Annotated in this window: 7 protein-coding genes; 1 reads left to right on the forward strand and 6 read right to left on the reverse strand. The window is 64.4% G+C overall.

Going from position 1 to position 11896, the window contains the following annotated elements; translation table 11 throughout:
- Window positions 1–191: 191 nt before the first annotated feature.
- Together mfd and EOD29_RS26775 are read right to left on the reverse strand one after the other, a co-directional pair.
- Window positions 192–3689 carry a transcription-repair coupling factor gene (gene mfd / locus EOD29_RS26770; RefSeq protein WP_127248434.1) on the reverse strand — a complete coding sequence of 1166 codons (3498 nt, stop codon included), beginning with the start codon at window positions 3687–3689 and terminating at the stop codon, window positions 192–194.
- Window positions 3690–3696: 7 nt separating this feature from the next.
- Window positions 3697–3984, reverse strand: coding sequence for a succinate dehydrogenase assembly factor 2 (locus EOD29_RS26775; RefSeq protein ID WP_127248435.1), 288 nt, complete (start codon window positions 3982–3984; stop codon window positions 3697–3699).
- 93 nt (window positions 3985–4077) lie between these two features.
- On the opposite strand from EOD29_RS26775, the gene recG reads away from it, so the two are divergent.
- On the forward strand, window positions 4078–6186 hold the full coding sequence (gene recG, locus EOD29_RS26780) for an ATP-dependent DNA helicase RecG (RefSeq protein ID WP_127248436.1): 2109 nt from the start codon (window positions 4078–4080) through the stop codon (window positions 6184–6186).
- On the opposite strand, the gene EOD29_RS26785 is transcribed toward recG, so the two are convergent.
- The 4 genes from EOD29_RS26785 to EOD29_RS26800 form a co-directional block, all read right to left on the reverse strand.
- Entirely contained in the window at window positions 6138–6893 is a 756-nt protein-coding gene (locus EOD29_RS26785) for a DUF502 domain-containing protein (RefSeq protein WP_067000327.1), read from the reverse strand. The genes recG and EOD29_RS26785 overlap by 49 nt on opposite strands.
- 292 nt (window positions 6894–7185) lie before the next feature.
- Entirely contained in the window at window positions 7186–9009 is a 1824-nt protein-coding gene (gene glmS / locus EOD29_RS26790) for a glutamine--fructose-6-phosphate transaminase (isomerizing) (protein WP_127248437.1), read from the reverse strand.
- Between the two features lie 232 nt (window positions 9010–9241).
- Window positions 9242–10609 (reverse strand): bifunctional UDP-N-acetylglucosamine diphosphorylase/glucosamine-1-phosphate N-acetyltransferase GlmU, encoded by a 1368-nt coding sequence (gene glmU, locus EOD29_RS26795; RefSeq protein ID WP_127248438.1) that lies wholly within the window; start codon window positions 10607–10609, stop codon window positions 9242–9244.
- A 146-nt stretch (window positions 10610–10755) separates the two neighbouring features.
- Complete coding sequence (locus EOD29_RS26800) at window positions 10756–11502, reverse strand: cytochrome c biogenesis CcdA family protein (protein ID WP_067000319.1); 747 nt, start codon at window positions 11500–11502, stop codon at window positions 10756–10758.
- Window positions 11503–11896: the final 394 nt, after the last annotated feature.

Below are 11896 nucleotides of genomic sequence, written 5' to 3' on the forward strand. Positions count from 1 at the left end.
AGAGCAATTCCAGGAAAACTGTGAACGGTTTAGTCCGGAATTGCGTCAAAACAAACTGGCGAGCGGTCTCGCCCGCCATTCCCGCCCCAATCAGAGGTCGCGGCTCCTTACACGAAGCCGATTTTCTATTCTAGCCGGGAATTTCAGCAGCGGCGAATGCCTTGAACTGCTCGGATGCCAGTGTGAAGCCGTCAGGCAGCTTTGTCGACCAGCCGCGCCAATTGAGTCATGACAACAGCCGAGCCGGCCAGCCGCTTCTCCGCATTCGGCCAATCACGCATGAAGACGACGCTGTGGTCGGCCCTGATCTTGGCCAGCGAGCCCTGCTCGCCGATGAATTTGACCAGTCCGACCGGATTGGGGAATTCGCGCTTGCGGAAGTGGATGACGACGCCCTTGGGGCCGGCATCGAGCTTCTCGACATTGGCCTTGCGGCAAAGCGCCTTGATGAAGACGATCTTCAACAGATGCGTCACTTCTTCCGGCAGCGGCCCGAAGCGGTCGATCAGCTCGGCGCCGAAGCCGTCGATCTCCTCGGTGGTCTCCAAGTCGCCAAGGCGGCGGTAGAGCGCCATCCTGAGCTGCAGGTCCGGCACATAGCTCTCCGGGATCATCACCGCGGTGCCCACCGCGATCTGCGGCGACCAGCCGCCATCCAGCACTTCGCCGGAATCCTTCACTTCGGCCACCGCTTCCTCCAGCATCTGCTGGTAGAGCTCGAAACCGACCTCCTTGATGTGGCCGGATTGTTCCTCGCCGAGGAGATTGCCTGCGCCGCGGATATCGAGGTCGTGGCTGGCAAGTTGGAAACCAGCGCCGAGCGTATCGAGCGACTGCAGCACCTTGAGCCTGCGCTCGGCCGTATCGGTGAGCTTGCGGTTGGCCGGCAGCGTGAACAGCGCATAGGCTCGCACCTTCGAGCGGCCGACGCGGCCGCGCAACTGATAGAGTTGGGCCAGACCGAACATATCGGCTCGGTGGATGATCAGCGTGTTGGCGGTCGGAATGTCGAGGCCGGATTCGACGATGGTCGTCGACAGAAGCACGTCGTACTGACCGTCATAGAAGGCATTCATGATGTCGTCGAGTTCACCGGCCGGCATCTGGCCGTGGGCGACCGCTACTTTCAGCTCCGGCACGGATTCTCTCAGGAAATCATGGATTTCGGCAAGATCGCTGATACGCGGCACGACATAGAAGGAATGGCCGCCGCGGTAGCGCTCGCGCAGCAGCGTCTCGCGGATGACCAGCGGATCGAAGGGCGAGATGAAAGTACGCACCGCCATGCGGTCGACCGGAGGGGTGGCGATCAGCGACAGCTCGCGAACACCGGTCAGCGCCAACTGCAGCGTGCGCGGAATCGGCGTCGCCGAAAGTGTCAGCACATGCACGTCGTTCTTGAGCTCCTTCAGCCGCTCCTTGTGCTTGACGCCGAAATGCTGCTCCTCGTCGATGATCAGCAGGCCGAGATTTTTGAAGGAGATCGAGCTACCGAGCAGCGCGTGCGTGCCGACGACGATGTCGACCGTGCCGTCGGCGACGCCCTTCTTGGTCTCGGCCACTTCCTTGGAGCCGACCAGGCGCGATGCCTGCGCGACGCGGATCGGCAGGCCGGAAAAGCGTTGCGAGAAGGTCTTGAAATGCTGCCGCGACAGCAGCGTCGTCGGCACCACGACGGCGACCTGGAACCCTTCCATCGCCGCGATGAAGGCGGCGCGCAGCGCCACTTCCGTCTTGCCGAAGCCGACGTCGCCGCAAACCAGCCGATCCATCGGCTTGCCGGCGCCGAGATCGTCCATGACGGAATCGATTGCCGTCTGCTGGTCGTCGGTTTCTTCATAGGGAAAGCGCGCCGCGAACTCGCCATAAAGACCGTCGGCCGGAATCATGGCGGGTGCTGCGCGCATCTGCCGCTCGGCGGCGATGCGGATCAATTGCCCGGCCATGTCGAGCAGCCGCTTCTTCAGCCGCGCTTTGCGCGCCTGCCAGGCGCCGCCGCCGAGCTTGTCGAGTGGCGCTTCCGCCGAATCCGAACCGTAGCGTGAGAGGAGCTCGATGTTTTCGACCGGCAGGAACAGCCGGTCGTCGCCGGCATAGTGGATTTCGAGACAGTCATGCGGTGCGCCGACCGCTTCGATGGTGCGCAGACCAATGAATCGGCCGATGCCGTGGTCCGCGTGAACGACGATGTCGCCGGATGACAGCGACGATGCTTCGGCAATGAAGTCGGAGGCACGCTTTTTGCGCTTGGAGCGGCGGATCAGCCTGTCGCCTAGAATGTCCTGTTCGGCGACGACGACCATCCCGTCGGTCTCGAAGCCGGATTCGAGCGGCAGCACGGCAAGACCGGCCTGCCCCGGCTCGAGCTTTTCGACCTCGGAAAGAGTCGCCACCGGTTTCAGGTTGCCGAGATGATGCTCGGCGAGGATCTGGCCGAGGCGGTCGAGCGAGCCCTCGGTCCAGCCGGCGACGATGACGCGGCGGCGCGCGGCGCGCTCGTCGGCAATATGCTTCACCACCACGTCGAAGACATTGCTGTTCGGGTCGGCGCGCTCCTCGGCGAAGCTGCGGCCTTGCCGCGAGCCCGCATGGAAGACCTTCTTGCCGCCGACATCGGGTGCGTCGAAGACGGTGAAATCAATGTCCTCGCGCGGTCCGAGCGAGGCTTTGAGATTTTCCGGCGAGAGATAGAGCAGATCCGGCGCCACCGGCTTATAGGGCACGGCATCTTTCAGCGCGCCGTCAGCCTGCTTCCGCCGCGCCTCATAGTGATCGAGGATCAGCGTATGGCGCTCGGCCAGCGCCTCATGCGCGAGATGATCGAAGATGACAGGCGCGTCCGGCAGATAGTCGAACACCGTCTCCAGTTGCTCGTAGAAGAAAGGCAGCCAGTGCTCCATGCCGGCAAAGCGCCGTCCTTCGCTGACGGCTGCATAGAGCGCATCGTCGCGCGACGGCGCGCCGAAGGCTTCGATATAGGAGCGGCGGAAGCGGCTGATCGTTTCCGGCGTCAGCGCCACCTCGCTCATCGCCTGCAGCGCCATCGACTTGCGCTGGCCGGTCGTGCGCTGGGTCGCCACGTCGAAGACGCGGATCGATTCCAGCGTGTCGCCGAAGAAGTCGAGCCTCAGCGCCTCGCTCCAGCCGGGCGCGAAGAGGTCGAGAATGCCGCCGCGCACCGCGAACTCGCCGACGTCGCGCACGGTCGGCACGCGCTCGAAACCGGAATTCTCCAGCCGCGCGATCAGCACGTTCATGTCGATCTGGTTGCCGGGCTTGGCGTGGAAGGTCTGCGCCTCGATCAGTTCGGCCGGCGGAATGCGCTGCAAGAGCGCATTGGCCGTCGTGAGGATAACGGCGCGGTGCGGCTTTTTCGCCAGCGCAACGATGGCGGAGAGCGCGTCGAGGCGCCGCGCGGCGGCATCCGCGCCCGGCGAGACACGATCGTAAGGCAGGCAGTCCCAGGCAGGCAGTTCCAGAACCGGCAGGCCGGGAGCGGCAAAGGCGAGCGCATCGATGATCGCCGGCAGCCGCTGGCCGTCGCGCGCGACGAACAGCACCGGCTTGTCGGGCGCGATCTCCTGCGCCGTCCGCGCCAGCGCGAAAGCTTCGTAACCGTCAGCGACGCCATCGACGATGAACTGGCCGGCGCGGCCCTTCGGCAGGCCAATGGAGGGAATGAGACTCATGCTTCTTTCAAAATGTCATGGTCCGGCGCGACGCCAGGATCTTCTGCAGCACCGCGCAATCGATATCGGGCGGAACCGGGCGCTCGCCGGTGATCATCGGCAGGAATTCGGTGTCGGGGATTTCGAGGAGCTTTTCATATTGGTCGATTTCGTCGCCGGTCAAGGCGCCGATCTCGGCATCGGCGAAGCATCCCAGGATGAGATCCATCTCGCGCATGCCGCGATGCCAGGAGCGGAACAGCAGCTTGCGGCGGCGGACGTCCAGTCCCTCGCTTGATCGCTGTGTTCCGGTCATCGCGCTGCATCCCTGTTCGAAGCGGCGCATATAGCGTGGATAGCGATTGGTGTCAGCCTTTGCGCTGCGGCCTCCGCGACATAAGCTGACGAGATGCGTCCTTCCATCCTCGATCCCCTGTTCGTCCCGATCACCTCGCTCGCCGGCGTGGGTCAGAAGGTCGGGACCATGATCGAACGTGTCGTGCCGGCCGATCTCGGCGACCGCGCCGCGCGCGCCGCCGATCTTCTGTTCGTGCTGCCCAACACGGTTATCGACCGGCGCAACCGGCCTGGGATCGCGCTGTCGGCCGAAGGCCAGATCGTAACACTCGAGGTACGGGTCGACCGCCACCAGCCGCCGCCGCGCGGCAACAGGTCCGTGCCCTACCGGATCTACGCCCATGACGACACCGGTGAGATCGCCTTGACCTTCTTCCATGCCCATGCCGCCTATCTGCAGAAGATGCTGCCTGAGGGCGAGCGCGTCGTAATCTCCGGCCGCATGGAATGGTTCAACGGCCGCCCGACCATGGTTCATCCCGACCATATCGCGCCGCTCGACGAGGCCGAGGGCCTGCCGCTGGTCGAGCCCGTCTATCCGCTAACCGCCGGCCTGTCCGCAAAAGTGCTGCGCCGCGCCATCGGACAGGCGCTCGGCCGCTTGCCGGAACTGCCGGAATGGCAGGACGACGCCTTCATGCGCCGCCACACCTTTCCGTCCTTCGGCGATGCGCTCACCCGCATCCACTATCCCAAGGACCCGATCGACGTTGCCGTCGAGGGTGCGGCCTGGCAGCGCCTGGCCTATGACGAGCTCCTGGCAGGGCAGGTGTCGCTGGCGCTGGTGCGCGCCAGAATCCGCCGCCTTTCGGGCCGGCCGCTGGTCGGCGACGGGCGCGTTGTCGAGAAACTGCGCGCTGCCCTGCCCTACAAGCTCACCCCCAGCCAGGAATTCGCGCTCGGCGAAATCAATGCCGACCTGGCCGACCCCGAACGCATGCTGCGTCTGCTGCAGGGCGATGTCGGCTCCGGCAAGACGGTGGTCGCGCTGCTTGCCATGGGGCGCGCGGTCGAGGCAGGCGGCCAGGCTGCGCTGATGGCGCCGACCGAAATCCTGGCGCGGCAGCATCTGGCGACCATCGCCCCGCTGGCGGAAAAAGCCGGCCTCAGCGTCGCCGTCCTTACCGGCCGCGAGAAGGGCCGCGAACGCGCCGAAACACTGGAAGGCCTCGCCAGCGGTGCGATCGACATCGTCGTCGGCACGCACGCGCTGTTCCAGGAGACGGTGACCTTCCACGACCTCGTGCTTGCCGTCGTCGACGAGCAGCACCGCTTCGGTGTCCACCAGCGTCTCGCCATCACCGCCAAAGGCGACGCGCCCGATATGCTGGTGATGACGGCGACGCCCATTCCGCGCACGCTGGTGCTGACCGCCTTCGGCGACATGGATGTCTCGAAGCTCACCGAAAAGCCGGCGGGCCGCCAGCCGATACGCACCGTCACTTTGCCAATGGAGCGGCTGGACGAGTTGGTCGGGCGCATGGTCGACGCCGTCGCCGAGGGTCAGAAGATCTACTGGATCTGTCCGCTGGTCGAGGAATCCGAAGAGATCAAGCTGATGTCGGCGGAAGACCGCTTCGCTTCGCTGAAGCCGCTCTTCGGCGAACAGATCGGCCTCGTCCATGGCCGCATGAAAGGGGCAGAGAAGGACGATGCGATGCGCGCCTTCAAGCAGGGCGAAACGCGCATATTGATCGCCACCACCGTCATCGAGGTCGGCGTCGACGTGCCGGACGCCACGATCATCGTCATCGAGCATGCCGAGCGCTTCGGCCTTGCCCAGTTGCACCAGTTGCGCGGCCGGGTCGGGCGCGGCGACAAGCCCTCGTCCTGCGTGCTGCTCTACAAGGATCCGCTCGGTGAGACGGCGAAGCGCCGGCTGTCAGTGATGCGCGAGACGGAGGACGGCTTCCGCATAGCCGAGGAGGATCTGAAGCTGCGCGGCGAAGGCGAACTGCTGGGCACCCGCCAGTCCGGCACGCCAGGTTTCCAGGTCGCGCGCATCGAGTTCCATGCCGACCTGCTGGAAGCCGCCCGCGACGACGCAAGGCTGATCCTGTCGCGCGACCCCGAATTGCAGTCTGGGCGCGGCGAGGCGCTGCGGCTGTTGCTCTACCTGTTCGGGCGCGACGAGGCGGTGCGGCTGCTGCGCGCCGGCTGAGCCGCGCCCAGCGCCGGATTGGCAAGCGGCCCTTCGATCGGCTCGCCGTTCAGCGTCACCAGCTTGGCCTTGACCTCCGGCGCCACCATGCCGGCCGAAACGATCAGCTTGGCGCCGTCCTCGATCGTCATGTCGAGCAGCACGATCTCGGATTTATAAACATACATCAGGAAGCCTGTGGTCGGGTTCGGCGTGCAGGGCATGAACACCGCGATCAACGGATCGCCTTCCTGGTCGAGCTTCTGGTTGATCTCGGTTTCCTTCTCGCTGGCGACGAAGACCAGCGACCAGACTCCCTTGCGCGGATATTCGACCAGCCCGACCTGGCGGAACATGTCGCCCTTGTTCGACAGCACCGTCTCGAAAATCTGCTTCAGGGAGCGGTAGATGCCGCGCACCAGCGGCATGCGGCCAAGCAGCCGCTCGCCGAAATTGACGATTGCGCGGCCGACGATGTTGGCCGTCATGAAACCGATGAACGTGATCAGCACCAGCGCCACGATCAGCCCGAAACCGGGGACCGGAAACGGCAGATAGGTGTCGGGGTTGTAGCGGGCGGGAATGTAGGGCTTCACCCAGGAATCGACCCAGCCGATGAGCGACCAGGCGATATAGGCGGTGATCGCCAGCGGCGCGCAGACGATGAAGCCCGTCAGGAAATAATTCCTGAGCCGGGTCATGCCAGAGGTCTTCAGGGCGTCGGACATAGGATCACCGCGGCGCAGATTGCGGTTGAACTTTAGTGAACCGCAATTCGGTTTGGAACTGCGAAGTTTTTAAAGAGCGCTCTCTATGAAGCGGCTTTCAGCGTTCCAAATGGAAGCTCCTGCGTTCGCGACTGGCTGCAACACCCCTCCCTTCGTCATCCACGCGCGGAGCAAGGAGCGAAGCGACGCGGCGTAGACCCGAGGATCCATTCCGCGACGCCCCTCGAGGAGTGAAAGGGCCATCGGCAAGCCATACTTCGAACTACGGTGCCCAAAAGAAGCAGTGACAGTGCTATTCCACCGTGACCGATTTCGCCAGATTGCGCGGCTGGTCGACATCGGTGCCCATGAACACCGCGGTGAAATAGGCGAGCATCTGGATCGGCAGCGCGTAGATGATCGGCGCGATGATCTCAGGTACTTCGGGCAGGATGATCGTCTCCATCGACTTGATGCCGGCCTGGGCCGCGCCCTTGGCGTCGGTGATCAGGATGATCTTGCCGCCGCGCGCCGCGACTTCCTGCATGTTGGAAACCGTCTTTTCGAAGATGCGGTCATGCGGCGCGATCACGATAACCGGCATGTTCTCGTCGATCAGCGCGATCGGTCCGTGCTTCAGCTCGCCGCCGGCATAGCCTTCGGCGTGGATGTAGGAGATTTCCTTGAGCTTCAGCGCCCCTTCCATGGCTAGTGGAAAATTGGTGTCGCGGCCGAGATAGAGCACATCCTTGTAGCGGGACAGCTCACGCGAGATGCGTTCGATCTGCTCGTCGAGCTTCAGCACCTGTGTGGCAAAGCGCGGCGCCTCGGAAAGCTCGCGCACCAGCCGCTTCTCCTCGTCGCGCGAGATCGTCCCGCGCGCCACGCCGGCCCGCACTGCGAGCGAGGCCAGCACGGAGAGCTGGCAGGTGAAGGCCTTGGTCGAGGCGACGCCGATCTCCGGCCCGGCAAGCGTCGGCAGCACGACGTCGGATTCGCGCGCCATGGTCGATTCGCGCACATTGACGACCGCGCCGATCTTCATGCCGGCCTGGCGGCAGTAGCGCAGGGAAGCCAGCGTGTCGGCGGTCTCGCCCGACTGCGAGATGAAGAAGGCCGCGTCATTCGCTGACAACGGCATCTCGCGGTAACGGAATTCCGAGGCGACGTCGATGTCGACCGGCAGCCGCGCATAGCGCTCGAACCAGTACTTGCTGATCAGCCCGGCCAGATAGGCGGTGCCGCAGGCCGAGAGCGCCAACCGGCCGATCTTGGCAAAGTCGAAGGGCAGATCGAGCGGCCTCGACACGCCGGAGACGAAATCGACATAATGCGCCAGCGTGTGCGAGATCACCTCCGGCTGCTCATGGATTTCCTTTTCCATGAAATGGCGGCGGTTGCCCTTGTCGACCATGAAGCTGGTCGAGAGCGACTGCTGGCGCTTGCGGTCGACCTTGTTGCCGTCGGCGTCATAGATGGTGACGCTGTTGCGACGCACTTCCGCCCAGTCGCCATCTTCGAGATAGGTGACTGCGTTGGTGAAAGGCGCCAGCGCGATCGCGTCCGAGCCCAAAAACATCTCGCCGTCGCCATGGCCGACGGCAAGCGGCGGACCGTTGCGGGCGCCGACGATCAGATCCTCGTCGCCCTTGAACATGATCGCCAGCGCAAACGCGCCCGAGAGCCGCTTCAGCGCCTGGTGCGCTGCCTGGACCGGCTTCAGCCCCTTGGCGAGCTCCCGCGCGACCAGATGCGCGACGACCTCGGTGTCCGTCTGAGAGGCGAATTTGTAGCCATCGCGGGAGAGCTCGTCGCGCAGCTCGGCGAAGTTCTCGATGATGCCGTTGTGGACAATCGCGACGCCTTCGGAAAAATGCGGATGCGCATTGGTCTCGTTCGGCACGCCATGGGTCGCCCAGCGGGTATGGCCGATGCCGATCGTGCCTTCCAGCGGATCTTCTTTCAGCCGGCGTTCGAGATTGATGAGCTTGCCTTCGGCGCGGCGGCGGCCGAGCGTGCCATTCTCGATGGTGGCGACGCCGGCCGAGTCATAGCCGCGATATTCGAGCCGCTTCAGCGCATCGACGATCAGCGGCGCGACCTGTGAATGGCCGACAATTCCAACGATACCGCACATACGCTGCCCCCGATTCCCCGCGAAAACCCAGCGCTATTTACGGATGGCCGGCCTGCCGCGAAAGTCACTTTGCGTTTCGTTCGGTGTCACCCGGAACGGTTTTACGACTGATGCACCATGACACGCCGCGCTTGCAATCCGGTTACTGCAAATGGTTGGTTTTTCGCGGCGCGGTGCTCGATCATTTATGGTTGGCGCCAGCGGCGCCGGCCCAGCAAACGTCCTTTGACGATCATTCCGCGGCTCTTTTCTTCGCCGCGGCCGCCGACGCGAAGCGCTCGCGCAATTCCTTGCCTTTTCTGGGCAGCGTCTTTTGGCGGGCGCGGCCGAAGGCCAGCGCATCGTCGGGCACGCTCTCGGTGATCACGCTGCCCGAAGCGATGTAGCCACCCTTGCCTATCGTGACCGGCGCCACCAGCGCGGAGTTGGAGCCGACGAACGCGCCCTCGCCGATATCGGTGAAGAATTTGGAAAAGCCGTCATAGTTGCAGGTGATGGTGCCAGCGCCGATATTCGCCCCGGCACCGACCCGCGCGTCGCCGATATAGGTCAGGTGGTTGACCTTGGCGCCTTCCTCGATCGTTGCCTGCTTGACCTCGCAGAAATTGCCGACCTTGGCCTTTTGCCGCAGATCGGCGCCCGGCCGCAGCCGCGCGAACGGCCCGACATCGCAATTGGAAGCGATCGTGGCGCCTTCGATATGGCTGAAGGCGTGGATTTTCGCCCCTGAAGCGATCTTGACGCCCGGGCCGAACCAGACATGCGGCTCGACAATCGTATCGGCACCGATCTCGGTGTCGTGCGAGAAGTAGACGGTTTCAGGCGCGATCAGCGTCACGCCGGCAAGCATCGCCTCGCGCCGCTGGCGCGCCTGCCAGATAGCTTCCGCCTCGGCGAGCTCGGCCCGGTTGTTGATGCCGAGCGCGCTTTCGAAGCTCGCCTCCGTGGCCACCACATCGAGCCCGTCCGCGCCGGCGAGCTCGACGATGTCGGTGAGATAGAACTCGCCCTTGGCATTGTTGTTGCCGACCTTGTCGAGCAGCCGAAGCGCCTGGTTGCCGGCCACCGCCATCATCCCGGCATTGCAGAAGCCGAGCTTTTTTTCCGCCTCGGAGCAGTCCTTCTCCTCCCTGATGGCGACGAGACGCCCGCCCTTCTCGATCAGCCGGCCGTATCCCGTCGGATTGGGCGGGCGGAAGCCGATCACCGCAACGGCAGCACCCTCCGCCAGCTTCTGCCGCGCGGCAGCCAGCGCTGCCGCATCGATCAGCGGCGTGTCGCCGAACATGACGAGGATGTCGTCGTAGCCCTTCGCTATCGCTTCGCGCGCGGCAAGCACCGCATGGGCCGTGCCGAGCCGGTTCTCCTGCACGAAGGTCTCGGCTTTCGGCGCGAATTTCTGCACCGCCTTCCGCATCTCGTCGGCGCCGTGGCCGATCACCAGCGCCAGACCCGTTGCCCCGGCGGCCTCAGCGGCCTTCACCACATGAGCCACCATCGGCAGGCCGGCAATGGCGTGCAGCACCTTGGGCATCGCGCTCTTCATGCGCGTACCTTCGCCGGCGGCGAGGATGACGGACAGGCAGGATCTCTGGCTCATAGGGCAACCGTATGAAGGATTCAAATCATCGCATGCTAGCAGCGGCGTGATGCTGCACCAATGCGGTTAAATTCCGGTGAGACAGCGGATCACCTGGACTCTTGATCGGCGGGTCCACAATTCGATCCTGTGCACGAAGTGGCAGATCACCCGAGCCGCCCGAGCGCCGGGAAGTTTTCCAGCAGCCAGTAGGATGCGCTCTGCACGCCACCGGTGAGAAAAAACACGCCGGCGACGACGAGCAGCGCGCCGATCGCTTTTTCCACGCGACCGAGATGGACGCGGAATTTTCCCAGGAAGCGCATGAAGGCGCCGGAAAACAGCGCCGCGATCAGAAAGGGGATGCCGAGCCCGAGCGAATAGGCGGCGAGCAGCAGCGCGCCCTCGCCCACCGTCTCGCGGCCGCCGGCTAAAGTCAGGATCGGCCCCAGCACCGGGCCGATGCAGGGCGTCCAGCCGAAGGCAAAGGCCAGCCCCATGACATAGGCGGCGATCATGCTGGCCGGCTTGCCCTGCGACTGGAAGCGCGCCTCGCGCGACAAGAGCGGGATGCGCACGATGCCGAGGAAATTCAGGCCCATGATGATGATCAGCGCGCCGGCCACCATCGCCAGCGGTTCCTGCCAGACGCGCAGCAGCCGGCCGATCGTCGAGGCGCCGGCGCCAAGCGCGACGAAGACGGTCGAGAAGCCGAGCACGAAGGCAACAGAGGCATAGAGCAGCGCGCCACGTGCGCCTTCGCGCGCCGTCGCGCCGGCGTTGCCGCGGAAATCGTCGACCGAAACGCCGGCCATGTAGCAAAGATAAGGCGGCACCAGCGGCAGCACGCACGGCGACAGGAACGAGATCGCCCCTGCTCCGACCGCGCTGACATAGCCGATGTCCAATGCCATTTCACGATGCCCCGGTTGTGCTGGCGCCGATATAGCGATGCCGGAGCCCTCGTGCCAATCACCATTGTGTGGCGCGTGGTCGCTCGCCGAGGAAGAAGCGGCGGCCGCTGCGCGTTCAATGGATGGCGCGCCAGTGCCGCGTGCCGTCCGCGTACCGCCGGGCCGATGCTGGTTCTGTCGGCGACTCCCCTCGGTAAAAGACCGAACCAAGACACGATCCGTCGGTGCGCCAAAAAATGTGTTCTCCGCCATACACTCTAAGAGTGTATCGCTGTCGGCCAGTTCGCAAATTGGGCCTGTCCCCTTGACCGATTGCAAAAGCACGGCCATGTGAGCGACGAAAAGAGTGGGATTTCGTCGTGCGCCGCGGAGCTCTTCCGCCGCCTCACAGCTG

Source organism: Mesorhizobium sp. M1A.T.Ca.IN.004.03.1.1 (assembly GCF_003997555.1).
Taxonomy (GTDB): Bacteria; Pseudomonadota; Alphaproteobacteria; order Rhizobiales; family Rhizobiaceae; genus Mesorhizobium.